At 69.2% G+C, this 24878-nt stretch carries 22 protein-coding genes and 3 pseudogenes; 16 read left to right on the forward strand and 9 right to left on the reverse strand.

Annotation, left to right across the window (positions count from 1 at the left end; translation table 11 throughout):
- The first annotated feature begins 205 nt into the window (after positions 1–205).
- The 5 genes from IEY89_RS12705 (at position 206) to IEY89_RS12725 (ending at position 7930) form a co-directional block, all read left to right on the forward strand.
- Positions 206–3184, forward strand: coding sequence for a restriction endonuclease (locus IEY89_RS12705; RefSeq protein ID WP_189147456.1), 2979 nt, complete (start codon positions 206–208; stop codon positions 3182–3184).
- A 787-nt stretch (positions 3185–3971) separates the two neighbouring features.
- Positions 3972–5069 (forward strand): IS110 family RNA-guided transposase, encoded by a 1098-nt coding sequence (locus tag IEY89_RS12710; protein WP_229695185.1) that lies wholly within the window; start codon positions 3972–3974, stop codon positions 5067–5069.
- Positions 5070–5101: 32 nt separating this feature from the next.
- Positions 5102–6397: a bifunctional 3-oxoadipate enol-lactonase/4-carboxymuconolactone decarboxylase PcaDC gene (pcaDC, locus tag IEY89_RS12715; RefSeq protein ID WP_189147457.1), complete on the forward strand. Its 1296-nt coding sequence runs from the start codon at positions 5102–5104 to the stop codon at positions 6395–6397.
- 84 nt (positions 6398–6481) lie between these two features.
- Positions 6482–7114, forward strand: a complete 633-nt coding sequence (locus tag IEY89_RS12720; RefSeq protein ID WP_189147458.1) for an MBL fold metallo-hydrolase — start codon at positions 6482–6484, stop codon at positions 7112–7114.
- 36 nt (positions 7115–7150) lie between these two features.
- A complete protein-coding gene (locus IEY89_RS12725) occupies positions 7151–7930 on the forward strand; it encodes an exodeoxyribonuclease III (protein ID WP_189147459.1) in 780 nt (259 codons plus the stop codon).
- A 180-nt stretch (positions 7931–8110) separates the two neighbouring features.
- Here IEY89_RS12725 and IEY89_RS12730 read toward each other — a convergent pair whose 3' ends face one another.
- Positions 8111–9910: an SGNH/GDSL hydrolase family protein gene (locus IEY89_RS12730; RefSeq protein ID WP_189147460.1), complete on the reverse strand. Its 1800-nt coding sequence runs from the start codon at positions 9908–9910 to the stop codon at positions 8111–8113.
- Between the two features lie 176 nt (positions 9911–10086).
- Between IEY89_RS12730 and IEY89_RS12735 the strand changes: the two genes are divergently transcribed.
- The 3 genes and pseudogenes from IEY89_RS12735 to IEY89_RS12745 all read left to right on the forward strand — a co-directional run.
- Positions 10087–10527, forward strand: a complete 441-nt coding sequence (locus IEY89_RS12735) for a DUF6278 family protein (RefSeq protein WP_189147461.1) — start codon at positions 10087–10089, stop codon at positions 10525–10527.
- Positions 10528–10650: 123 nt separating this feature from the next.
- Complete coding sequence (locus IEY89_RS12740; protein WP_189147462.1) at positions 10651–11394, forward strand: amino acid ABC transporter ATP-binding protein; 744 nt, start codon at positions 10651–10653, stop codon at positions 11392–11394.
- Between the two features lie 77 nt (positions 11395–11471).
- Positions 11472–11597: pseudogene (locus tag IEY89_RS12745) on the forward strand (amino acid ABC transporter permease); the annotation flags it as partial.
- A gap of 263 nt (positions 11598–11860) precedes the next feature.
- On the opposite strand, the pseudogene IEY89_RS12750 reads toward IEY89_RS12745, so the two are convergent.
- The 3 genes and pseudogenes from IEY89_RS12750 to IEY89_RS12760 form a co-directional block, all read right to left on the reverse strand.
- Positions 11861–12289 (reverse strand): annotated as a pseudogene (locus IEY89_RS12750) (hypothetical protein); the annotation flags it as partial.
- Positions 12290–12488: 199 nt separating this feature from the next.
- Positions 12489–13043, reverse strand: coding sequence for a transposase (locus tag IEY89_RS12755; RefSeq protein WP_189147463.1), 555 nt, complete (start codon positions 13041–13043; stop codon positions 12489–12491).
- Positions 13013–13615 (reverse strand): helix-turn-helix domain-containing protein, encoded by a 603-nt coding sequence (locus IEY89_RS12760; RefSeq protein WP_189147464.1) that lies wholly within the window; start codon positions 13613–13615, stop codon positions 13013–13015. The genes IEY89_RS12755 and IEY89_RS12760 overlap by 31 nt, the downstream gene beginning before the upstream one ends.
- 148 nt (positions 13616–13763) lie before the next feature.
- On the opposite strand from IEY89_RS12760, the gene IEY89_RS12765 reads away from it, so the two are divergent.
- Positions 13764–15026, forward strand: coding sequence for an IS701 family transposase (locus IEY89_RS12765; RefSeq protein ID WP_189147465.1), 1263 nt, complete (start codon positions 13764–13766; stop codon positions 15024–15026).
- A 111-nt stretch (positions 15027–15137) separates the two neighbouring features.
- Positions 15138–15754: pseudogene (locus IEY89_RS12770) on the forward strand (COG4705 family protein); the annotation flags it as partial.
- A 28-nt stretch (positions 15755–15782) separates the two neighbouring features.
- Here the strand turns inward: IEY89_RS12770 and IEY89_RS12775 are convergent.
- From IEY89_RS12775 to IEY89_RS12795, 5 genes are read right to left on the reverse strand one after another with little or no spacing between them, the layout of a single operon-like run.
- A complete protein-coding gene (locus IEY89_RS12775; RefSeq protein ID WP_189147466.1) occupies positions 15783–17162 on the reverse strand; it encodes a sensor histidine kinase in 1380 nt (459 codons plus the stop codon).
- Positions 17159–17809: a response regulator transcription factor gene (locus IEY89_RS12780; RefSeq protein WP_189147495.1), complete on the reverse strand. Its 651-nt coding sequence runs from the start codon at positions 17807–17809 to the stop codon at positions 17159–17161. Before IEY89_RS12780 ends, IEY89_RS12775 begins: the two co-directional genes overlap by 4 nt.
- Positions 17791–18549, reverse strand: coding sequence for a phosphatase PAP2 family protein (locus IEY89_RS12785; RefSeq protein WP_229695188.1), 759 nt, complete (start codon positions 18547–18549; stop codon positions 17791–17793). Before IEY89_RS12785 ends, IEY89_RS12780 begins: the two co-directional genes overlap by 19 nt.
- On the reverse strand, positions 18546–19151 hold the full coding sequence (locus tag IEY89_RS12790) for a phosphatase PAP2 family protein (protein WP_189147467.1): 606 nt from the start codon (positions 19149–19151) through the stop codon (positions 18546–18548). Before IEY89_RS12790 ends, IEY89_RS12785 begins: the two co-directional genes overlap by 4 nt.
- Positions 19148–19828, reverse strand: coding sequence for a DedA family protein (locus tag IEY89_RS12795; RefSeq protein ID WP_189147468.1), 681 nt, complete (start codon positions 19826–19828; stop codon positions 19148–19150). The genes IEY89_RS12790 and IEY89_RS12795 overlap by 4 nt, the downstream gene beginning before the upstream one ends.
- Before the next feature lie 126 nt (positions 19829–19954).
- Between IEY89_RS12795 and IEY89_RS12800 the strand changes: the two genes are divergently transcribed.
- The 6 genes from IEY89_RS12800 to IEY89_RS12825 all read left to right on the forward strand — a co-directional run bounded on the left by IEY89_RS12800 (position 19955) and on the right by IEY89_RS12825 (position 24291).
- Positions 19955–20329, forward strand: a complete 375-nt coding sequence (locus IEY89_RS12800) for a BlaI/MecI/CopY family transcriptional regulator (RefSeq protein WP_189147469.1) — start codon at positions 19955–19957, stop codon at positions 20327–20329.
- A complete protein-coding gene (locus IEY89_RS12805; protein WP_189147470.1) occupies positions 20329–21258 on the forward strand; it encodes a M56 family metallopeptidase in 930 nt (309 codons plus the stop codon). The genes IEY89_RS12800 and IEY89_RS12805 overlap by 1 nt, the downstream gene beginning before the upstream one ends.
- Positions 21259–21663: 405 nt before the next feature.
- Entirely contained in the window at positions 21664–22503 is an 840-nt protein-coding gene (locus IEY89_RS12810) for a COG4705 family protein (RefSeq protein WP_189147471.1), read from the forward strand.
- Between the two features lie 447 nt (positions 22504–22950).
- Positions 22951–23175 (forward strand): hypothetical protein, encoded by a 225-nt coding sequence (locus IEY89_RS12815; protein ID WP_189147472.1) that lies wholly within the window; start codon positions 22951–22953, stop codon positions 23173–23175.
- A 244-nt stretch (positions 23176–23419) separates the two neighbouring features.
- Positions 23420–23641, forward strand: a complete 222-nt coding sequence (locus IEY89_RS12820; protein ID WP_189147473.1) for a hypothetical protein — start codon at positions 23420–23422, stop codon at positions 23639–23641.
- Positions 23642–23991: 350 nt separating this feature from the next.
- Positions 23992–24291 (forward strand): hypothetical protein, encoded by a 300-nt coding sequence (locus IEY89_RS12825; RefSeq protein ID WP_189147474.1) that lies wholly within the window; start codon positions 23992–23994, stop codon positions 24289–24291.
- The last annotated feature ends 587 nt before the right edge of the window (positions 24292–24878 follow it).

The raw sequence follows: 24878 nt of genomic DNA on the forward strand, positions 1-24878 counted from the left end.
GAGCAACTTGTCTAGGTGTTGAGGAGTCATCAGCCGGGCTGTCGGTGTTGAAAATGGGCGCTGAGATGGAATTTTCATGCGCAGGTCTCTTTGGGGGGCTCAGTGCGGAGTTCGACGTGTTCAACTGGCGTGCACACGAGGGATATCAGGGCCGTCCGATCGCGGAGCTGGTCCCATTGTCAGCGGCGGAATGCATCATGACCGCATGACGACGAACCCGCAGCACGATCCCCCAGAGCCGATTCCCGCAACCGACTCTGGGCAAGAGGACGTGGAACAACTCTGGGAAGAGATCGATGCTGGTCACAGGCTTGCAGATCCACCTCCAGATCTCCCTCCGCCGCTCACGGTGACAGCCCCGCTCCTCCTACAGGTCGAGCAGTTGTCCTGGGAGAGCCTCGAGCATCTGATCGTGGCGCTGGCCCGTGAAGTTGAGGGTGCGGTCCGGTCCAGGTTGTACGGCAGGAATGGGCAGAAGCAGCACGGCATCGATGTCGTGGGGTACTTCCACGATGGCAGCCTGACCGTCTATCAGGCCAAGCGGTGGCAGAGTTTCACCGCCGGTGCCCTCTCAGATGCGGTTCGGATGTATGTCGAAGGAACCCGCCCCTTCGACGCCACTCGCTTCGTGCTGGTCACCACTGCCTATACCAGTGACACTGCGGTGGAGGATCGGCTCCATCAACTGCGTACGGAGCATCACCCACTCGACATTGAACTCTGGGGCCGGCAGCAGCTCTCGGACCTGCTCTTCCCACAACGTGCCTTGGTTGACCGCTTCTTCGGGCGGGCGACGGCAGACGGGTTCTGCACAGACGGTCCTCCGGATCCCGCCACGCAGCACCCCCATACCGTGGTGGGCTCCCCGATCCGGGAATTCACCGATCCGTTCGCTCTGGAGGTGCACCGTGTCATCGAGGCCGAAGAGAGGGAACACGGTGACCGGCTGCCCCCGCTGCCGGCCTACATCAGCCGGGAACACGACCTGCGAGTGGGCCATCTCATCGCACGGGCCACCGCCGAACAGAGCGCTCTGGCCGTACTTGTTGGCGACTCTTCCACGGGCAAGACACGAGCATGCTGGGAGGCTATCCAAGCGCTACCGGGCGACTGGCGACTCTGGTATCCGATTGCTCCAAGCCCAGCGGAGGCACTCCTAAATGGCGTGCTGTCCGTCGGGCCGCGGACGGTGGTCTGGCTCGACGAAATCGAGCCCTACCTGGCGTCGCCTAAGCTGGGCGAGCAGGCGGCCGCAGCGCTGAGGGAGCTACTCAAGGATCCCACCCGGGGCCCGGTCGTGGTCTTGGGAACAGCCTGGCCGGAGCACTGGGAAAGGCTTACCCTGCCGCCCGCTTCGGGCGCACCGGATGCACACCGAGAAGCCCGCCTGCTGCTTGCCGGCCACAGTGTCCTCGTCCCCCGTTCGTTCGATGAGCCAGCTCTGCTGGAAGCGCGCAGAGCAGCCCACGAGGACCGGCGGTTGGCAGAGGCACTTCACCGAGTCCGCGACGGAAGGATTGTCCAGTACCTCTCTGCCGCATTCGCTCTCATGGAGCGCTATACAACTGCCCCGGCCCCCGCGCAGGCCGTGATCCATGCAGCAATGGATGCCCGCCGGATCGGATGCAGTGGAGCACTGCCTCGTACGCTGTTGGAACTGGCTGCCGTCGGCTATCTCACCGATGACGAATGGTCTGCTCTGAGGGAGGGTTGGTTCGACCAAACCCTCTCCGCGCTTCAACAGTCCTGCCGCGGTGCGACCAGTCCTCTCAGCCTGGTGCGCCCCCGTCCCGGTCAGGCAGTTCACGCGGAACCTCATTTTCGTCTTGCCGACTATCTCGATCACCATGGACGGTCGAGTCGGGCGACCGAGCCTGCTGCGGCTTCGCTCTGGAGTGCGCTTCCCGAACATGGACAGAGGAATGACCTTGTCGGGCTGGCCTGGGAAGCCCGAAACCGCGGTCACTTTCGATACTCGTTCCAGCTCCATCTGCGTGCCGACGCGGCGGGCATCGAAGGCACTGCCTGGCTCGCAGGCGATCTGATGGAACGAGCCGAGCAGCCGCAGGAAGCCTTGCGCTGGTATCAGCGCGCAGTCGAGTCCAGGGACGAGGACGCCTATGCGAACCTGGTCGAGCTGTCGGAGGCATTCGGCCAGAAGGATAAAGTAGTCGACCAGCTGACACGACTGGCTGAAGACAAAGATGAGCTCGCGCTCTCCTGGGTCGTCGAGCTGACATCGGACTCACGCAGTACGGATGAGACAATCTCCTGGCTCGGCGGACTCGCCGACCGCGGTGATGCTGCTGCCGCCCGCGAAGCCGGTGAGAAGCTTCAGCAGCAAGGCCGCCCAGCAGAGGCACTTGAGTTCTACCGGCGAGCAGCACTTTCTGGCGACGCACCCGCGATCCGGCAGTCCGTAAGCATGGTGTGGAACACCGATGGTCCTGATAGGGCCCTCGCTTGGCTGAACGAGCTGGCTCAAGAGGGCGCCACCGACCTGATGGTCACGGCCAACACACTTGCTCAGGCTGGTCGTTCGACCGAGGCGCTCTCGGCCTTCAAGCGTGCGGCCGACGCTGGCCACGACATGGCCTTCGGTGTCGGAGCCGACCTGGCCGTGGAATGTGAAGGACTCGAGCAAGCTGCAACGTGGTTGGAGCCATTCGCGACGGCCGGCCGGCCATTCGCCTCGGCCGCATATCTCGAAATCCTCATGGAGGCAGAGCGTTCTGGCGACGCGCTGCGCTGGTGTCTGGAGCCCGAGAGGCGTGTGGACATGGCAGTGCTTCACACGGCCGTCGAGCTGCTGGTCGCGTCGGGGCGCCAGGACGAGGCGCTGCGTTGGCTGGGCTCCTTGGCTGAGCAAGGACATGCCTTCGCCCTCTGGCGCATGGCAGGGCTTTCTGAACAGCTCGGGCGAGTTGACGAGGCAGTGTCGCGCGCGAAGAAACTCGCCAAACAAGGCCACACGTCGGCGCTCTATCTCACGGCGTTCCTCACTACGCGACAAGCCAACGGCGAGGAGGCAATTTCCTGGTACAGGAAAGCAATCTTGGCGGGAGAACCGTTTGTTATCGCCGAGATGGTGGATCTGTTGAAGGAAATAGGGCGTCATGATGAAGGCGATCGCTTGCGTAAGTATGGTTTGGAAGCCGATGGGAAGATTGCTAGAGATCTTTAATGGCTGGGGTTACAGGGGTTGGAGGTCGAGCCCGCTCTTGGCCATGAGGCCATAGATGAGACCGGGTCGGTACTGCATCCGTTTGACTCGGGTCTTCACCAGCGCATTGGGTCAAGGCCCGTCTCCAGCGCCGATCACCTGTACCTGAAGGCGGCTGCCCAGGTGTGGCTCGCCGGCTGCGCTGAGCGCGCCCGGTTCGCGTTCGCGCAGCCGGGTGGGATGCCGATCGGGTCGCTGCGTACTGCAGTAGATAGCCCAAGCCCAGGCCCGCCGGGAGCGGGAACGCCGACAGCGCGCCGAGTTCGCCGCATCGCGGGCCGTCGGCGCCCGTTACATGACTTGTGGACAGCCGTGTACCAGAAAGAGGACTCGAAGCCGTTCGTGCGATGGTCGATGAAGGACGACCGTAAGGCGGGCCACACGGCTGTCCGTCATCGCCGGTCACGAGTGGGCGAGGAGTCAACTCATTGTCAGCCTGCTCCGGCCAGGTTGGGCACTGTTTCGGGCGAAGCCATCCGGCTGTGGTCGGGACGTGCCGGTGCGCCGGAATCGATGGGATGGTTGCGCGATGCCGTCCCGGGCGGGGGTCTGACTCATGAGATCCATGACCGAAGTGTCCAGTCACAGGCTTGTCGACTGTCGTTGCGGGATGGCGTCTGCTGTCACCGAGCCACAGGGCGTGTCCCAATAGGGGCCTTGCCGCAAATCAGGCGCCATCACGGTTCAGACCGCCCGAGCAGCCCGGTGTCATCCACCCAGTACGTCACCACGTGGGAGGCGAACCATCATGACGACCCGACAGCGCAGCACCTCCTCGAGCACGGATCCGCCCGTTCGGCGCGAGGTCGTCCTGGGCGTGGACACGCACGGTGAGGTGCATGTTGCCGCCGTGATCTCCCCGCTCGGGAAGATCCAGGGAACGGAGTCCTTTCCCGCGACGGCGGCCGGCTACCGACAGTTGCTCGTGTGGGCCCGCAAGCGGGGTACGGTGCGCCGGGCTGGTGTGGAGGGCACCGGTACTTTCGGCGCGGGCCTGTCCCGCTATCTGCTGGCTCAGGACGTCCAGGTGTATGAAGTGAACCGGCCCGATCGCTCGGCTCGTCGTCTGCTCGGGAAGTCGGACCCGCTCGATGCGCAGGCTGCTGCGCGGGCTGTGCTCAGCGGTCGTGCCAGGGCTCGTGCCAAAACCGGCGACGGTCCGGTGCACAGCGCCCGGATGTTCAAACTCGCCAAGGTCTCCGCGGTCAAGGCCCGCACCCAGGCGATCAACCAGCTCAAGGCCGTCCTGGTCATAGCCGATCCTGCCTTGCGGGAGCGGTTGTCGAGCCTGGGCAATGCCGAGTTGTTCCGCACGTGCGCGCGCCTCGGCCTGCGCGACGGCGGGGGCGACGACGACGCGGTGACCCAGGCCACCCACATGACCCTGAGCATGCTGGCCCAGCGCATCGAGCAGCTCACCGGGCAGATCGATGAGCTGAACCGGCGCCTGACCCGGCTCGTCGAGCGCCACGCCCCGCAGCTGCTCGTCCCGGTGGGCATCGGCCCAGACAGTGCTGTCACTCTCCTGATCACCATGGGAGACAACCCCGAGCGGCTGAACACCGAGGCATCCTTCGCCGCACTTTGCGGAGTCAGCCCCGTCGAGTACTCCTCGGGCCGGCGGAGCACGCGCCGGCTCAACCACGGCGGCGACCGGCAAGCCAACGCGGCCCTGCACCGCATCGTGTTCACCCGGCTGCGCCACGACCCGCGCACCCAGGCGTACTACGAACGCCGCACCCAGGAGGGCAAAACCCGCCGTGAGATCATCCGATGCCTCAAGCGATATGCAGCCCGAGAGGTCTTCAACCTGGTCAGACCGGTTTCCCGCACCCCCGCGTTATAGGGGCGTCCGTGAGAGATGAGAGGGTTTGACGGGTGAGCGAGACACCACCGAACACCCTGCAATACCGCTTTGACGGGCCAGAAGAGGCTCCGGTCCTGATCTTGGGTCCCTCCCTGGGTACTACATGGCACATGTGGGACCGGCAGGTGCCGGAACTGGTGAAGCAGTGGCGGGTCTTCCGTTTCGACCTGCCCGGGCACGGCGGTGCCCCCGCGCACCCCGCCGGTTCGGTCGCCGACCTGGCCACCCGCCTGCTCGTCACGCTCGACTCGCTCGGCGTGCGGCGCTTCGGCTACGCGGGTTGCGCGCTCGGCGGTGCGATCGGCGCAGAACTGGCGCTGCGCCACCCGGAGCGGCTGGCCTCGCTCGCGCTGATCGCCGCCTCGCCACGGTTCGGGACGGCGGACGAGTTCCGCCAGCGCGGGGTGATCGTCCGGACGAACGGGCTCGGCCCCATCGCCCGTACCTCCCCCGAGCGCTGGTTCACCAGCGGCTTCGCCGCCGCGCAGCCCGCGATCACCGAGTGGGCCGTACAGATGGTCCGCACCACCGACCCCGGCTGCTACATCGCGGCCTGTGAATCACTGGCCTCCTTCGACGTACGGGGTGAACTGGGCCGCATCGGTGTCCCGACCCTCGTCCTCGTCGGGTCCGACGACCAGGTGACCGGCCCCGCCGAGGCCCGCACCCTGGTCGCCGGTATCCCGGACGCCCGCCTCGCGGTGGTGCCCGGCGCCTCCCACCTCGTCCCCGTCGAGCAGCCCGCGGCCGTCACCGACCTCCTGGTACGCCACTTCTCGACCGCGTGGCAGCCCGCGTACGACACCGGGGGCGGCCCGGTGGCCATCTCGGCGGCCCCGGCCAAGCCGGTCCTGATCGCGCCCCAGCCGATCACCCCCGTCGCGGAGATCGCGCCGCCCGTCCCGCAGCCCGAGGCACAGGGCCGCCCGGACCAGTACGACGCCGGGATGAAGGTCAGGCGTGAGGTGCTCGGTGACGCGCACGTCGACCGGGCGCTCGCGCAGGCGGACGAGTTCTCCGGGGACTTCCAGGACTTCGTCACCAGATACGCGTGGGGCGAGATCTGGAACCGGCCCGGCCTCGACCGGCGCTCCCGCAGCTGCGTCACCCTCACCGCCCTGGTCGCGGGCGGCCACCTCGACGAACTCGCCTTCCACACCCGCGCCGCCCTCCGTAACGGCCTCACCCCGGTCGAGATCAGGGAAGTGCTGCTCCAGGCCGCCGTCTACTGCGGGGTCCCGGCAGCCAACAGCGCGTTCAGGGTGGCCCAGCAGGTCATCCGCGAGGAGACGACGCCCGAGGCGTGACGCTTGAGGGCGCCCCGGAGCCGGGTGGTGAAGGCACCGGCCCCAGCCGCCCACAACCCCGGGCCCGCGCGGCAGGATGGACCCATGAAGCTCACGAAGAAGTCGCACGCCTGTATCCGCCTGGAGAAGAACGGGCAGACGCTCGTCCTCGACCCGGGGGGATTCAGCGAGGAGGACGCCGCGGCCGGCGCCGACGCGATCCTGGTCACCCATGAGCACGCCGACCACTTCGACGAGGGCAGGTTGCGCGCCGCCCTGGACGCCAACCCGGCCGCCGAGCTCTGGACCCTCGCCGCGGTCGCGGAGCAGCTCTCCGCCGCCTTCCCGGGCCGCGTCCACACCGTCGGCCACGGCGACACGTTCACCGCCGCCGGCTTCGACGTCCAGGTCCACGGCGAACTGCACGCCGTGATCCACCCGGACATTCCACGCATCACCAACGTCGGCTTTCTCGTCGACGGCGCCGTCTTCCACCCCGGCGACGCCCTCACCGTCCCCGACCACCCGGTCGACACCCTGCTGCTCCCGGTCATGGCTCCGTGGAGCAAGCTCTCCGAGGTCGTCGACTACGTCCGCGAGGTCAAGCCGCAGCGCGCGTACGACATCCACGACGCCCTGCTCACGGACCTCGCCCGGCCGATCTACGACCGACTGGTCGGCGGCCTCGGCGGCTCCGAGCACCTGCGGCTGACGCCGGGGGCGTCGGCGGAGGTCTGAGCCGCGTTGTCAGACCCGGCGGGTAAGTTGTGAGGCATGCGTATCGCGACCTGGAACGTGAACTCGATCACCGCCCGCCTGCCGAGGCTGCTGGCCTGGCTGGAGAGCACCGGCACGGATGTGCTGTGCCTCCAGGAGGCCAAGGTCGCCGCCGAGCAGTTCCCGTCCGACCAACTGCGCGAGCTGGGCTACGAGGTGGCGGTCAACGCGACCGGCAGGTGGAACGGCGTCGCGGTGATCTCCCGCGTGGGCCTTGAGGACGTGGTGCGGGGCCTGCCCGGCGACCCCGGCTACGAGGGCGTCGAGGAGCCCCGCGCCGTCTCCGCGACCTGTGGCCCGGTCCGCGTCTGGTCGGTGTACGTTCCGAACGGCCGCGAGGTGGCCCACCCCCACTACGCCTACAAGCTCGGCTGGTTCGAGGCCCTGAAGGCGGCGGTCGCGGCCGACGCCGCCGGCAGCCGTCCGTTCGCCGTCCTCGGTGACTTCAACGTGGCCCCGACGGACGACGACGTGTACGACCTGGCCGCCTTCGAGGGCCTGACCCACGTCACCCCGGCCGAGCGCGCGGCCCTGGCCGCCCTGCGTGAGGCGGGCCTGACGGACGTGGTCCCGCGCCCCCTGAAGTACGACCACCCGTACACGTACTGGGACTACCGCCAGCTCTGCTTCCCCAAGAACCGGGGCATGCGCATCGACCTGGTCTACGGCAACGATCCGTTCGCCCAGGCCGTGAAGGACGCGTACGTGGACCGCGAGGAGCGCAAGGGCAAGGGAGCGTCGGATCACGCCCCGGTGGTGGTGGACCTGGAGGTGTAGGGGGTGTGTTCTGCCGGGGGACCCTCTCTCCGGGCGCGGTGACCCATCCCCTTGGGCTTGGGGACCTGTTCAGCGCCGGACGCGCACCCCTGGCCTGTCCGCGATTGAGGACGAGCGCGTTCAGCGCGAACGGGGGTCTGGGGGCAGCGCCCCCAGGGACGGCCACCAGACGCACGGCGCCTACGGAACCAGCGCCCCCAACGACACCGCTCCCGCCAGCGCGGCCAACCCCGCGTCACCGGGATGCAGATGATCCCCACTGTCGTACGCGGCCAGCAACCGCGTCGGCTGTGCCGGATCCCGCAACGCCGCGTCGAAGTCCACGGCACCCTCGAAACCCCCGTCGGACACCGCCTTCTCGCGGATCCACGTGTTGACGGCAACCCGCTGACCGTCGACGACAGAGGTGCACCGCGCCTCACCCCCGCACGGCCCGATCGTCGCGACCAGCACCCGCACTCCCCGCGCACGCCCCCGCTCCGCCAGCTCCTCCAGGCCGGCGATGACATCCTCCGCCGACGCCCCCGTCCGCAGGTCGTTCACGCCCTGGAAGACGATCGCCGTACGCGCCGACGTCTGGGCGAGGACGTCCCGGTCCACGCGGTGCAGGGCGCTCACCCCGCCCGAGTCGGTGGAGACGCCGTCGCCCGGGTAGCGGTCGGTGAGGACGCGGTTCGCGGCGATGCCCTGGTTGAGGACGCCGTAGCGGGGAACCGCGCTCTGGGCCCGCAGCCGGTCGGCGAGCACATCGGGCCAGCGCCGGTTCGCGTCCAGGGTCGACCGTTCGCCGTCGGTGATCGAGTCGCCGAGCACCACGACCGCCCCGGGCCCGTCAGCGACGTCCACCCCGGTCAGCAGCGGCCATGTCGTCAGCGTCGAGGTGTACGGCGTCGGGGAGCCGTCCGCCGTATGGTCGCCCGGCTCGCTGACGTACGAGCGCTGCTGTGCCAGCCGGTGCAGGGGCGCCGCCGTCACCGTGCCCGGCAGGTGGAAGCTCACCAGCAGATTGGTGTCCGCGGGCACCGTGAAGTCCAGCGGATCGCTGAACGCCTGTGCTCCGGCCGGGAGTTCGGCCCCGCGTGCGCCCCGGAACGTCAGTGGCACCGGCGGATCGCTCGCGGTGGCGCCCGCCGCCTGTACGGCAACCGTCGCGCTGCCGATCCGTACCGGAGCCGATGCGAAGGTGTTGTCGAAGCGGACCCGTACGCGCGGCCCGCCGGCCGAGGTGTGCACCACCAGGCGCAGCGTCCGGTCGGTCCACGGGCCGACGGTCGCGTACGTCGAGGTCGGCGCCGCCCAACTGCCTGTCCAGCCGTCCGTGTCGGGCCGTACCGAGAGGGCGAACACGTGGAGATCGGCCGCGTAGGGCAGCCGGACGGAGTCGACCTGGTGCCCTTGTGCGATCGGCACGGTGACGACGTACAGCCGTGCCTTCTCGGCGAGTTGGCCGGTGGGCGTGTTCACGTGCGGCAGCGCGACCGCCTTGGCGCCGAGAGGGCCGGTGCGCCAGTCCGGGGCGGTCAGCCGGTACGAGGACTGCGTGCCGTCCGTGTACGAGACGGTGCCCGAGCCGCTCACGTCGGCGCCGCCGGTGCCGGCGACGAGGAACGCGAGGGCGTCTCCCTCTCCGCGGACACGCACGGGCTGGCCGGCGGCGCGGACGTTGTCCGGCTCGCCCGGTTCCCGGCACGGCCAGGTCAGCCGGGCGCCCTGGACGGTGAGGGCGCGGCCCCTGGTCCAGCCGGCGGCCGTCAGGTCCTGGGCGGACATGGAGGCGCCCGAGCCGTCGAAGTCGGCCGTCTCGGGGTGGGTGTCGTCGCTGACGGCGGTGTTGTCGAAGTACCGGGCGAGGGGGAGGGGATCGGTGGCATGGGCCGTGGGTGACAGGGGTGTCATCGTCGCGCACAGGGCGAGAACGACGCCCGGTCCCCAGAGGCCTCGGATTCCCGGGCCCCGCCTGCCTCGGCCGCCTCGGCGCATGTCCGTCCCTCCGGTCCGCTGGTCCGCCGCTCAATGCAGTGTGAAGCTAAAGAGCCGCCAGGGGCCCGTCAATGCGGCAGGTGCGCCGGGCAGGGGGCACCCGAGGAAGTTGGCCGGAACCGGCGGCCCCGCGCGCCCAGTGGTGCGGCCGGCGGTGTGAATGACAGGCTGGACGTATGAACATCCCTTTCCTGGGCAACTGGCGCAAGAGGCATGGACCCGCCCGAGGCGTGGCGGTGTTCTCCGCCGGGGAGCACGACCCCGAGGCGGTCGCCGGGCTCCTCTCCGAGTGCGAGCTGCTCCGCTCCCAGGCGCACCGGGCGGGCGTCGAACTCGACGACTCCGCCGCCTCGTTGGAGGCCCTGGACCAGTTGGTGCCGGGCTGGCGGGACGACGAGGAGTCGCTTCCCTGGCTCGGCAACGACGCGGGCCTCTATCTCGGCACGGTCATCGTGCGGACGGTTCCCGGCGCCGCCTGGGACTTCTGGCCGAACGGCCAGCCCGTAGTGCGGCTGTCCTCGGGCCGTGAGTTCGATGTCGTCGCCTCCGGTCACGCGTGGGCGTCCAGCGGCGTTCCCGAGTTGTCGCAGCTGTACGCGGAGGTCGCGGAGACGTAGCGCAGAGCGGGCAGCTGGCGTAAATACGGCTAATGCCCGAAAAGTGCGTGTCGCGCTTTAACTCCGCTCTTGTGTGGATAGTTTGCGGCAACCACGACACAGCTGAAGTGAGTAGGGCTGGGCATGGCTGTCGATCCGTTGATCGAGCTGCATGAAGTCAACAAACACTTCGGTGAGCTGCATGTCCTCCAGGACATCAACCTCACCGTGGGCAGGGGGGAGGTGGTCGTGGTCATCGGCCCGTCCGGGTCGGGCAAGTCCACTCTGTGCAGGGCAATCAACCGGCTGGAGCCGATCGAGTCCGGGACGATCAGGCTCGACGGTCAACTCCTGCCCGACGAGGGCAAGCCCCTCGCGCGGCTCCGTGCCGAAGTCGGGATGGTCTTCCAGTCGTTCAACCTCTTCGCCCACAAGACCGTCCTCCAGAACGTCTCGCTGGGGCAGGTCAAGGTGCGCGGGCGCAGGAAGGACGAGGCCGACAGGCGCTCCCGTGAGCTCCTCGACCGGGTCGGCCTCGCCTCGCAGGCGCCGAAGTACCCGGCCCAGCTCTCCGGCGGCCAGCAGCAGCGCGTGGCCATCGCCCGTGCCCTGGCCATGGACCCCAAGGTCATGCTCTTCGACGAGCCGACGTCGGCGCTCGACCCGGAGATGATCAACGAGGTTCTGGAGGTCATGCAGCAACTGGCCCGTGAGGGTATGACGATGGTCGTCGTCACCCACGAGATGGGCTTCGCCCGCTCGGCCGCCAACCGGGTCGTCTTCATGGCAGACGGCCGCATCGTCGAGGACCGCAGCCCCGAGGAGTTCTTCACGGACCCGCGCAGTGACCGCGCCAAGGACTTCCTCTCCAAGATTCTGCGGCACTGAAGCCAACACCGGTGGCTGCCAAGGGAGTTGAGGACGTCGTCTATCCACTGGCGGACAATCTCCCGACGGCGGCCGGGGCCGGAAAATCGGCCGCGCCGAACCTCGACTACGATTTGCCGTTCATCCCCATCGGGATGTGGACCGAGGTCGAGGCCGTTGCACCGGCCGAATCAGGGACGCTGCTGCCAGGCGGGCAGTGGTAGAAGGGCATGCTCTCGCCCGGCGGCAGCCGGAGATCACTGCTGGCGCAGGGGACCGACACCCGTGAGGGGGTCGTGCTCCGGTGGGCAGAAGGTCAGCTGCGCGCCGGTCGGGTGGTGCTCGACGCAGAGCGGGTCGACCTGGCCGGCCGGTCTGCCGAGGCCGAGCGGGCCCCCGTCGCAGACGTACGCGACGAGGGTGCCGCTCTCCTTGTTTCCGGTGACCGGACCGCCGTGTGGGACGTGACCGTTCCCCGTACGAGCCGCTACGAGGCGCGGTGGGGGTTGCGTGGAACGACGGCCGGTGTGGGCAGAGGGGTCTGCGCGGCTCGGGTGATGTCGGTGACGACCTCTACGACATCGGGGCCGTACGCCTGCGAGTTGACGACCTTCAGGAGCAGGGCGAAGGAGTTGTTGCCGTGTTTGCGGGCCAGCCGTTCGTGGTTGCGGGCGAGATAGCGGGTCGCCGCCTGGTTGGTGATCGCGCGCTGGCCGCAGAAGAGGAAGACCGGTCGGGCTTCGCCGCTCTGGCCGGCGGTGAGCCGCGCGAGGATCACGTACTCGCTCCTGCCCCCCTCCATGCGGTAGCGCTCCGAACCGATCTGGAAGGCGCCGCGGTCCGGACCGGGTTCGGCGTCGACGTTGACGCGGACGCCGGGCAGCAGGGAGTGCAGATGCGCCAGCATGCGGCGGTTCGGTATCGAGACATCGCACCCACTTTGAACTCACTTTCGTGACAACTGCCTGACCTGCGCTTACTGTTCAGCCGCTCTCGCCTTCGCCTTCTGTGAGCGGCGGCCGACGGCTCGACGCCATGAACATGTGCAGGGTGGTCCGTACGTATCAGGCGTCTCGCTGGTTTACTCGGGCAGCTCTTCCCTAGTGCTGGATTCCTCAAAGGAAGTACACATAGCGGCGGCGTAAGCGCCTGGTGGGTGGTGCGGGTCTGCCCCAGATCCAGGGCCGGGCACGGGAGTTGAGCTGGTCGGTGGCGACGTTGGTGGCATGGGTGATGTGGCCCGGGTCGCCGAAGGAGCGTCCGGCCAGGGCGGTCTTGCGGAAGATGCGCCACCAGCCTTCTTGGAGGTTGAGCCAGCAGGCGCCGACCGGGATAAAGACGTGCTTGATGCTTGGGTGGTCCTCGAGCCAGGTGCGGGTGGACACGCTGTTGTGCGAGGACAGATTGTCCGTGATCACGTAGATGTCCCCGGCGGGGTTGGCCTCCTCGACCAACTGGAGAAACCGCTGGTAGAAGACGCTGTTGCGGGACGTGGCGGTCATCGTGACTGCTTGACCGTCGTGGACGCGTAAGGCGCCGTAGACCCAGGTTTTCTCCGGCCCGCGGGAGTAGTCGATCTCGTTCTTGATGCGGTGCCCGTCCGGCGACCAGCCCGGTGCCGGTGGGAAAGCGCGGGGGATCACCGGGCCGAGTTCGTCGGCGCAAACCACTGTCGCGCCGGCGGGCGGGCTGGTGTAGAGCTTGACGATCCGCGTCCTTTTCCCTCGAAGTCCGCATCTCTTGAGCGCGTCCAGGATCGCGTGCGCCGCCAGCGGACCCCTTCCGCGACCAGAATCCGGCGCACTTGGGAGCGGCTGACCTCGATGCCCAGGTCCCGGGCTGCGGCAGCCAGTGTGTCCAAGGTCCACTCCGAGGGCCCTGACTCGTCCGCGGCCCACATCTCGTTCGACGGCTGCACCTCGATTCGGCCGGGCGGGGTCTGCTTGACCAAGCCGACGATCCTCGACCGTTCGGCTTCGGTGATCCTTCGCTTGCGGCCCTGCCCGCCCAGATCCTCCAGGCCCTCCAGCCCCCAGCTGTTGAAGCGGTGCAGCCAGCGACGCACCGTCTTCTGACCGCACTTCAGCTCGTCGGCGATCTGCGGGACCAGCCAGCCGTCCCAGCTCAGCTCCACCATCCGGCACCGCTCCACCACGTCCTTCGGTGCCTTTCTGGCCGACGCCAGGCGGTGGACCACCCCTTGCTCGCCCTCATCACGGCCCGGCCGTGCCTTCAGCACCATGACCCAGCACCCGCCCCCGAGTACCCGCAATCGCCCCGCTACCAGCAGCTATACCCACCGAAAGGGGAATCCAGCACTAGTAGGGCTTGGTCAGGTTCACTCGCTGGTGGCATGTCCGTTTGATCGGGTGTGGCGTTGATCGGGTGTGATGGGTGGGGAGTTGGCCGCGGTCCGGTGTGATCTGGAGGATTTCGCGGCGGAGGTGTTCGAGCCGTTCTCACGGGCGGATCAGCGGCGGTGGGGAACGGTCTACCTGCGGGGCCTGCTGCTGGAGGGGCGGCGCAAGTCGGTGGAGCCGATGGCCGCGCGGCTGGGTGAGGACGGCAACCGGCAGGCCCTGGCTCACTTCATCACCTCCAGCCCGTGGGACGCGGCCCATGTGCGGGCCCGCCTGGCCTGGAGGATGCAGCAGGTGATCAAGCCGACCGCGCTGATCATCGATGACACCGGGTTCCTCGAGGACGGGGACGCCTCGGCGTGTGTGACCCGGCAGTACACCGGCACCGCAGGCAAGGTCACCAACTGCCAGGCCGGGGTGTCGCTGCACCTAGCCAGCGACACCGCGTCGGCGGCGGTCGACTGGCGTCTGTTCCTGCCCGAGAGCTGGGATCCCGCCTCGCCGAAGGCAGATCCGGCCAAGACGGCCCGCCGCACGCAGTGCGGTGTCCCCGCCGAGGTGGGCCATATCGAAAAGTGGCAGCTGGCCCTGGACATGATCGACGAGACGAGGTCGTGGGGCATCGAGATCCCTCTCGCCGTTGCCGACAGCGGGTACGGCGACACGGCAGCCTTCCGGCTGGGCCTGGAGACACGCAAGCTCGACTACGTGGTGGGCATCTCGAGCACGACGACCGCCCAGCCGGAAGAAGCACAGCTGCACACCCCTCCCTGCAGAGGCCGCGGTCCCCGGCCCCAACGCGTCTACCCCGAGCCGGCACGGTCCGTGAAGAACCTGGTCATCGCGGCCGGCCGGAAGGCCGCCAGGCCGGTGCAGTGGCGGGAAGGCTCCCGACCGGGCAGCGGCCGCAGCGGCTTGAAGCGCATGTACTCACGGTTCGTGGCCCTGCGGATCAGGCCCGCCGGACGCGAGATCCGCAAAAACACCGACGGCCCCGAACTGCCCGTGCGCTGGCTGCTGGCCGAATGGCCCGGTCACGAGACCGAACCCGTCCAGTTCTGGCTGTCCAACCTGCCCGCCGACACCCCGCTGGCCACCCTGGTACGCACCGCGAAGCTGCGCTGGCGAATCGAGCACGACTACCGCGAGATGAAACAGGCCCTGGGCCTGGCCCACTTCGAGGGCCGCACCTGGAGAGGCTGGCACCACCACGTCACCCTCGTCTCCGTCGCCCATGCCTTCTGCACCCTCCAAAGACTGAACCGGTCCCCAAAAGGGATGGCGCCGGCCTGAGCCTCTACCAGGTCGCCCGCGAACTGCAGTTACTCCTCGCACTCTGGACCGGCGCCTGCCCCACCTGTCACCGCAACATGCCAGAGCCAATACCGACCTGACCAAGCCCTACTAGGTGGCATGGCCCTGATCGTCGCCCTGGTAATCCAGTTCGCCGCCCGCCGTACGTCGCCTGGATCTACTGGACGGTGATCGTCATGGTCAGCGTGTTCGGCACGATGGCCGCCGATGTCCTGCATGTCGGCCTCGGCGTGCCGTACACGCTGTCGACCCCCTTCTTCATGGTCACGCTGGCTGCCGTCTTCGCCCTCTGGTACCGCGGCGAAGGCACCCTGTCCATCCACAGCATCCACACCCGGCGCCGCGAGGCCTTCTACTGGGCCGCCGTACTGGCCACCTTCGCGCTGGGCACCGCCGCGGGCGACCTCACCGCCACGATCGGCTTCGGTTTCCTGGGTTCCGCCGTCCTGTACGCCGCCGCGATCGCTGTTCCGGCCGTCGCTCACCGCTGGGGTGGCCTGAACGCGGTCGCCGCTTTCTGGGCGGTGTACGTCATCACCCGCCCGCTCGGTGCGTCCGTCGCCGACTGGATGGCTGTCGGCCACGGCCGGGGCGGGCTCGACCTGGGCCTGGGGCCGGTGACGCTGTCCTGGACGGTGGCCATTCTCGGCTTCGTCGGTTATTTGGACGCCTCTCGCAAGGATATCCGGCACGAAGTCACACCGTGATGCGCCGATACCGCCGGCGGTGCTGCTGTCAGCCGGCGGGCAGGCTGACGACGAAGCGTGCTCCGGGAGTGTGCCCGGGGTCGTAAGCCACCTCGCCGCCGACGGAGCGGGCGAGGCGTCGAGCCAGTGGCAGTCCCAGGCCCGCTCCGCCGTGTCCGTCGCCGGGATCCGCACGTTGCCCGGGCTCGAAGAGCCGTGCGGCGAACGGGGGCGGTACACCAGGCCCGTCGTCGATGACGTCGATGCGTACGCCGTCGGGTGTGCGGTATGCGCGGACGGTGATGCTGGAGCGGGCGTAGCGGCAGGCGTTGGTGAGGAGTGGGCTGACGATGCGTTCGAGAACGGCGGACGGGACGCCGGCCTGCAGGCGTGGGCCGTCCGCTGTGACCGTCAAGTGGCCTGGTGTGTCCAGGAGTTCGGTGAGGTGGTGCAGTGCGGGCAGGACTTCGGTGGTGCCCGGAGTGGTGAGGGTGCCACTCCGGGCGTCGTCCAGGAGGGTGTCGCAGATGGTGCGCATGGACTCGGCGGCGTCCGCGATGACCTGGTGGGTGGCGTGGGTCTGGCCGGTGGTGCGGGGGCGGGTGTGCCACCAGTCGAGTTCGGCGATGATCCGGCTCAGGGGCGTACGCAGCTCGTGCGAGAGTTCCCCGGTGAGCTGCCGCTCGTGGCGCAGCAGGGTGCGGATGCGGTCCAGCATGGCGTCCAGCGACGTACCGAGGCGCGCGAGTTCGGCCGGGTGCCCCGTGCTGCCGAAGCGTTCCTCGGAGGCGACGGCGCTCCACTGGATGGCCTGGTCGGTCATCGTGCGGACGGGGCGCAGCGCACGGCCGACCGCCAGCCGGGTCAGGGCATAGGTACAGGCGAGCATCACGGTGTCCAGGGCGAGCGATCCCAGCAGCAGGGTGTCGGCCGAACTCCCATAGGGGGAGAGGTCGAGCGCGGTGACCACCGTGGCCTCGCTCCTGTCGCCGGGCACCGGCTGGGAGCACAGCCGCAGGGGGCCGTGGACGTCTGCGGTGACGCACCGTCGTCCGCCGCGTTCGGCGAGTGCGTCGGCGACGCGGGTCAGCTGGCCGGCGTTCGGTGGCTCTTCCAGCAGACGTCGGCCGGCGTAGATCCACACGTTGGTGTCGAGGAGGTCGTCGTGGGAGGTCTCCAGGACACGTACGACCCTGCCGCTGGTGTCGATGGTCGTCGCGACGGCGGAGGCGCGGGCGCGCAGCTCGTCGTCCGCCTGGTGCTGGAGGCGGCGTTGGGCCACGGCGTTGAAGGCGACGGTGAGGACCAGCATCAGCAGTGCGGCCGTGGTGAGGGCCACGAGTGCGAGCCGACCGCGCAGGGTGCGGGGCGCCAGACGGTGGAGGATAGCGGTCACGGCCGGCCGCCGCCGGTGGCGGACACCGCTCATGACAGGCGGTGGCCGATCCCGCGGGCCGTGGCGATCGTCCGGTCGCTGCCCGCCTCGCGCAGCTTGCGGCGCAGGCGGGTCAGGTACTGGTCGAGGGTGTTGTCGTGGACGTGGGCGCCTTCGTGCCAGCCAGTCCGGACCAGCTCGCGGCGGCGCACGACACCGCCGGAGGCCGCCATGAGGGCGGCCAGGAGCCGGAACTCGGTCGGCGTCAGATCGACCCGTACGCCCCGGACGGTGACCAGGTGCCGGACGGCGTCCAGGACCAAGTCTCCCGCCGTGGCGGCGGGCGGCGGTGCGGTCCGTTTGAGGGCTGCCCACAGGCGGGCGGCGAGTTCGGTGAGGTGGAAGGGCTTGGGCAGGTAGTCGTCGCCTCCGGCGGAGAACCCGGACAGCCGGTGATGGGCGGTCAGGAAGATGACGGGGGAGAGGAATCCGTTGGCGCGCATCGCCTGGCAGACGTCCCGCCCGTCGGCGTCGGGCAGCCCGATGTCGAGCACGACAGCGGAGATGGCGGTAGTGGCCAGCCGTAGGGCGGTGGCGCCGTCCGATGCGGGCACGGTGTCGAAGTCCTCGTCGCGCAGTCCGCGCATCAGCACGTCACGCAGGGCGTGATCGTCCTCGACGATCAGGATCGTCTGACGAATGATGTTCCCCCTGTTCCCGTGCCGGGTCCGTTCGGTTTTCTGTAGTGCCCGTCGCTTCTGCCGTCCCGGGCGCTGGGTCCGTGTCTGTCGTGCGGGGCCCATCGCTCAGGCAGCCAGCAGGCCACGGCGCGCAGACACGCTCCCAGCCAGCCGAGGGCGAACAGCCAGCCGCCGAGGACATCAGTGAACCAGTGCACTCCGAGGTAGACGCGGGTCAGCCCGACCAGCGCGCCCCAGCCGCCGATGACCAGGGTGAACGGTGTCCTGCCACGTGGGCCGCGCACGTGGACGGCGATGATCAGCAGCCCCGCGGTGAGGGCCGCCGTGGTGGTGTGGCCGGACGGGAACGCCCATCCCGAGGCATGTGTCCTCCAGTCCGTCAGGGGTGGCCGCGGCCGGGCGACGAGCGCCATCACCGCGTACCGCAGTGTCTGGCCCGCCCCGAGGCAGGCCAGGCAGAGCGTGACGGCGAGCGCCCGCTGCCGGAGGGTGCGTCCCGCGATGATTCCGGCCAGTGCGGCCAGCGCGAACGGGATGACACCCGTTCCGGTGGCGGTCAGCCCGCGGGCGAACGCCAGGGCCACGTCCGGGTGGTGGGCGGCGGACCACGAGAGGAGGTCGGCGTCCGCGAACAGCGGTATGCCGTCGTGGCCCACCACGACCATGGTCAGGACACTGAAAGAGGTCCATGCGCCGAGGCCGCAGCTGCCGGCCAGTTCGGCGACGTCGCCGCGCTTCATGTCGCCACCAGCAGCGGACGCAGGCGGGTGGCTGTGAGCCGCAGGGCCAGGGCTTCCGCACGCCTGTGCAGTGCCGACATGACGAGCAGAGCGGCCAGAGCGCCCACCACGACCCCTGCCAGCACGTCGTGGGGGTAGTGTGCGCCGACCCAGACCCGCGAGGCCGCCATCGCACAGGCGGCCACCGCGGCGGCCGCGCCGAGCCGGCGGGAGACGAAGAGCAGGGCGACGGCCGCCGCGGCGGCGATGGCCGCGTGGTTGCTGGGGAAGGACCAGTCGCCGGGTGCAGGACACGCTTCCAACGTGGCCACCCGCAGGCTCTGGCAGGGCCGGTCCTCGCGCACCAGCAGTTTCAGCGCCGCATCCACTCCGCCGGCGACGACCACGACGAACGGCATGGCGAGTGCCGTCACCGACGCGGTGGCTCCCGCCCGCCGGGCGCGCCACCAGCCGATGGTCATGAGCACCGCGAACAGGGCGAGTCCGTACGTCGACCACGCCGACACGGTGTCGTTCAGCCACGCGGGAGCGTGGCGGGCGAGGTTCACGACGTCGGTGTAGGCCGGGCCGTCGACCGACGAGCCATCGAGGGCGAGGATCATCCGCGTGCCTCCTTCGCCATTGCCTTGGCCTTCGCGTCCCGGCGCGAGCGGCGCACCTCGGTGGCCACCGGGATCAGCGACAGGGCCACGATGACCGCGACGATCGGCAATAGATACCGGTCCACGTGCGGTACGGAGGAGCCCAGCGCATATCCCGCCAGGGTGAGACCCAGGCTCCATACCAGCCCGCCGGTCACCTGCCAGAGGGTGAACGTCCGCACCGGCACCCCCAGCGCGCCCGCCATCGGATTCAGGACCGTGCGCACCACCGGAACGAAGCGGGCCAGCACGATCGCCTTCGCGTACCCGTAGCGTTCCAGCAGTTCCTCCCCACGTTTCGCGCCCTCGTGCAGGCGGGCCGAACGGCTGCGGGCGAGCAGGGCGCCGCCGGCTCTCCGGCCCAGGAGATATCCGCACTGGGAGCCCGCCAGCGTCCCGACCGCCGCGGCGACCAGGAGCGGGGCGAGGGACAACTTCAGGCCGCGGTCGGCGGCGCCGGTGCACAGCAGCCCTGCGGTGAACAGCAACGAGTCGCCCGGGAGGAAGAAACCGATCAGCAGCCCTGTCTCGGCGAACAGCACCACACCCACGCCCACCACACCGAAGGCCGAAAGCAGCGACCGGGCATCCAGCACGTTGACGGCGAGCTGCGACGATAGGTGCACGGCTGTGGTCATCGTCGGGATCCCCTTCATCCTTCTTCCGCACTGTCGGATGCGGCGGAACGGCGGCGCCCGACAGCCGACTACAATCCTGTAGACGGTCTACCGAGCTGTAGACGATAGCGGGGCGAGGAAGGTTCCATGACCGACGCGAAGGACGAGAGGCGGCCGGCCGGTGAGCTCGAAGCCGCTGTCATGGCCGCGCTGTGGGCGGCCGGGGTGCCGCTCAGCGCGGGACACGTACAGGTCGAGCTCGGCTCCGGCCTCGCCAGGACGACGGTGACGACGATCCTGACCCGGCTGCACGAGAAGGGCGTCGTCAGCCGTGAGCGGCAGGGCCGGGGCTACGCCTACTTCCCCGTGCAGGACGCTCCCGGCCTGACCGCCCGGCGTATGCACACCGAACTCGACCGGGACACCGACCGCGAGACGGTCCTGGCCCGCTTCGTCGCCCAGCTCAACCCAGGCGACGAGCAGCTCCTGCGCCGGCTTCTGGAGCAGGAGGGTGACGAGTGATGACCGCCCTCCTGCTCGTACCGCTGGTCCTGCCCTTCCTCGCACCGGCGTTGGCCCGGCGGACCCTTGACCGCCTGGCCCCGGCCACCGCCCTGTGGATCCTCACCGCATCGGCCCTGGTACTGGCCGGAGCCTGCGTCGCCGCCCTCGGCACCCTGGTCCTGACTGGACTTCTCAAACTGCCCGCCCTCGCCCCGCTCGGCGAACTCGTCCACCCCCTGCGTACCCCCTCGGACTATTTCGTCCTCCCCGCGGCCGTCGCGGCCACCGGAGTGCTCACCCTCAGCGCACTGACCCTCGCGCGCTCGGCCTTCCGGCAGGCCCGCGCCTTCCGTACCGCCCGCACGCAGGCCGACCGCCGCCCGGCCGCCGGTGACCTGTGCGTCGTCGACTCGCCCCACCCGGACGCGTACGCCCTGCCCGGACGGCCCCACCGCATCGTCGTCACCACCGCCATGCTGCGCAGTCTGGGCCCCGCCGAGCGCGAGGCCCTCTTCGCCCACGAACGCGCCCACAACCGGGCCGGCCACCACTACTTCCTGGCCGCGGCCGAACTCGCCGCCCACTGCCACCCCGCCCTGCGCGCCGTCCGTGACACCATTCGGCTCGCCGCCGAGCGGGCCGCCGACGAGACCGCTGCCACCGCTGTCGGCGACCGACGCCTGATCGCCACGGCCATCGCCCGCGCCGCCCTCGCCGGCCACGCCTCCCCGTCCACCCGCCCGGACTTCGCACCCGCGGCGACGACCGGCCCGGTTCCGCAACGCGTCGCCGCCCTCCTCGCCCCCTCCCCGGCGCGTTCACGCGCCAGGCGCCCCACTGCGCTGCTCCTCATGGCCTGCACGGCCTTGTCCCTCGCCGCCGGAACAGCCGGAGTCGTCGACTTCCACCACCAGGTCGAGATCGCGCAGGGCGAGGAGAGTCCCTGAACGGTTCGGTCCCGGCGATCCACCGCCCGGGGTTCAACCTGCCCGCCGCGTGATCATCATCGGGCGAGGACAAGCTCCAGCGGCTGAGCAGGCCGACGGGGCGTCGGCGTCGCCCGAACCCCATGGGACGCAGCTCTATGTCCTCGCCGTGGAGCGTGGGGCGGCGGGCTGCGAGTGGAGGACGGGGCCGGCGGGTTTCCCGCGGCGGTGTGGCCACGATCCGCCGGCGCGGATGGGCGCGGAGCCGGGTTGCCGTAAGAAGAGGCAGGGCCAGCGGGTTTCGGACGAGGACCGTTTAGGGGCCCGCCGTGGGAGTGGGGGCGGGATCAGGCCGGACCCCGCGGCCCGGGAAAGCCGCGCGGCAGTCAGGATGCGTTCAGGTAACCGCTGGCAGTGTCCCGCCCCATGACCTACGAACTCTCCGAGACACCTGAGGCCGAGCCGGGCACGATCGCCTCCGACCGCCCGTCCCACCGCCTGCGCTGGAACAAGGTCCCCGAGGTCACCGCCTACTTCTGGATCATCAAGGTGCTGTGCACGACTGTCGGCGAGACCGCGGCGGACCTGCTCAACGAGAAGGCAGGTTTGGGCCTGACCGGTGTGTCGGTCCTGATGAGCGTGCTGCTCGCGGTCGTTCTTGTCGTGCAGTTCCGTATGACCGCCTACCGCGCCGGCGTCTACTGGCTCGCCGTCGCCCTCATCAGCGTCGTCGGAACGCTGATCAGCGACAACCTCACCGACAACATGGGCGTACCGCTGGAGACGACCACCACGGTCTTCGCGCTCCTCCTCGCGGTCGTCTTCGTCGTCTGGTACCGGCGTGAGCAGACCCTGTCCATCCACAGCATCGACACCACCGGCCGTGAGGCGTTCTACTGGCTGGCCGTACTGTTCACCTTCGCCCTCGGCACAGCGGCCGGCGACCTGGTCTCCGAGCGCATGGACCTCGGCTACTGGCTCGCGGCCGTCCTGTTCGCCCTGGCCATCGGCGCCGTCGCGGTCGCGCACTTCGCGCTGGGGCTGGATGTGGTGTGGAGCTTCTGGATCGCCTACATCCTCACCCGCCCGCTCGGGGCCTCGATCGGCGACTACCTCTCCCAGCCGACCGGCGACGGCGGCCTCGGCTTCGGCACCGTCGTCACCAGCGCACTGTTCCTCGCGGTCATCCTCGGCCTGGTCGTCTACTTGGCGGTGACCCGCAAGGACGTCACGCAGCCGCAGAGCGCGGCGCGGCAGGGGAGCTGAGCTGTTCTCGATGCGGCGGGCAGGTGATCGGTGACCACCTGCCCGTCAGCCGTTTCAGGCGGCTGCCGCAGTGAGGGGCTGTGTGGTGGTGAGAGCTGCTGTAGCGGAGCAGCAGGAGAGTCGCGGAATGTGGCTGCCTACCGCCGGGCCGCGGCCGGTGCCGCTTCGGCCGCACCGAAGATTTCAGCGGCGCACAATTCCGTCGTACAGGCCAGCCGTGCGCCCCGTCACCAGGGCAGCACCCGTCCGTGCAGTCAGCGTGCCCGGCACCGCGCCGGGCAGCCCCTGCAGCGACATCAGATGGCTGGCCGCGGTCAGGAGCCGGCATGCGGCGCCCGTCCGCGTCCCGCGCCTCCGGCGCGACGTGCCGCTTATACCGCTCCGCTGACAGCACCTGACCACCGCAGCGGGTTCGCCAGCGGGGGCTGCCAGGGGCACGCTGAAAGTGTGAGCAGCGCGCCGATCGTCGTAGACCCGCTCTCCCGCACGGTCGGGCGGAGAGTCACGGTGCATTCCGGGGGTCGAGAGGAGATCCTCGGCACCGCCTACAGCGATCACGATCTGGTTGTGTTCCTCGAGGGCGCGGGCATTCAGGATCCCGACAGCATCCTGGACGACGACCAGTGGATCGAGTGGCGAGGCGGCCACGCGCACCAGTGGTGTGCTGCCTGAGTACATGTACTGACCGTCTTCTACGCGCAGGCCCTGCGGCCCGTTGGCCCCTGCCTTCGGCATCGACACCGGGCCCGCTGGCACCCTGCCGATCCCGCCGCGTGGCCGCCGGCTCTCGGCGAGGGCGCCCGTCGTTGGCAAACGGGTGTTCCGAAGCTGCCATGGGGGCTGTTCCACTGCGGCGGGGAATCGATGGTCGGTGATGCCGGAATCGGTCGGCACACTGTGAGAGAGGAATCGCACGATGGAGCAGTCGGAGCTGGAGAGCAAGGTCCAGAAGCTGGAGACGGGTCTGGCCGTCCAGGAAGCGTCCATGGCTGGGGCGCAGGCCACGCAGGCGGCGGCGCAGGCGGGAATGACCACGACGTTCACCGCGACGCAGACCGGGACGTGGGCGGTGATGGCCACCGGCAGTGTCGCCCTGCTGGTCGGGATCTTCCTCGGCATGGCGATCGCGAAGGACTGACAGCCGGCCCCGCCCTACCGGGAGCCGCCCGTCTGGCTTTGCCGCCCCCGTCTGACCCCGCGGTGGCGGGGCCGGCCGGGGGCGGGCTGCCGTGGTCTTGCAGAGGATCCGCGTTTACCTCGCACGTTCCCCATGTGGCGCGGGGGACGAGCATGGCGGTCCTCTTCACTCGTTTGCGATGGGTACAGGGCGCCCGTCGCCAGGCCGGCGTCACTGATTGTCGTGGCTGTGCCTTGATGCCTTGTTTATATCACCACATATGGGCACTCGGTACGTGCAGACGATCTTGACGCTTGCCCAGCCCGAGGAGCGCACGAGGTGCTCCCCACGACAAGAAAAGGTGCCTTCTCATGACCACTGCGAACCCGGTTGGCAACGCCAGCCCCCACACGCGTGAAGGTGCGGCCGATCGCCGGCCGCGTCGACTGTCGACGGAGACGAAGGCGGCCTTCAAGACCACCGAGTTCTTCGTCTATCTCGCCTCGGTGGTGGCGGTGCTAATCGCCTCCATGGTCGTCGGAGACGACGACGGCCACGCTGACTACTTCCGCGCCGACAAGGCATGGATGTACATCGTGATCCTCACCGTCGGCTACATGATCAGCCGAGGCCTGGCGAAGTCCGGCAGCCGCGACCCTTACGACGATTGAGCACCTGCTCTGCGCCACGGAGTCCCAGAGAGCTGCACCACGCAGATGGTCCTTGCGCCTCGGGCAGCGGGGACCTTTCACGTCGGCACCCGAAGCACGCTGTCCGATCTCGAAGGGAGCCTGGGAGCGGATCCCCCTATCAAGGTCGCCGTGGCCCCATCGGCGCCATCTGAAAGCCGGACTCTTTCAGATGGCGCCGATGGGGTCACGGTATCCAGGCAGGGCGTCCGCAGAGCTCAGCACCTCCTGGCCAACCATCCGTGTGTTGCCGTCAGGGGAAGCGCGGGCTGTGTAGGCGGCTGGGGTCCTCACGTCATCTGCCGCTGCGGGGCAGGGGAAGAGGTGATTCTCCAAGCGTCCATGCCAAAGAGAAGCGCCATCATCAGGGCGGGCATGAGCAGAGCGAGCAGGATCACAGGACCTCCCGAGGGGTGGTCGGCCTGTGCAGCCGGTGGTGCCGCTTCTCAGAGGACGTTCGTGTCATCTATGTGGGGGTTTACGGCGGTTGGCGCATGCCCGCTGGCTCAGTGAGCTTCTTCAGCGTTGCCGCTCCAGGGTGAGGACGGCTTTGGCGATTGACGTCATGC

The organism is Streptomyces lacrimifluminis, from assembly GCF_014646095.1.
GTDB lineage: Bacteria > Actinomycetota > Actinomycetes > Streptomycetales > Streptomycetaceae > Streptomyces > Streptomyces lacrimifluminis.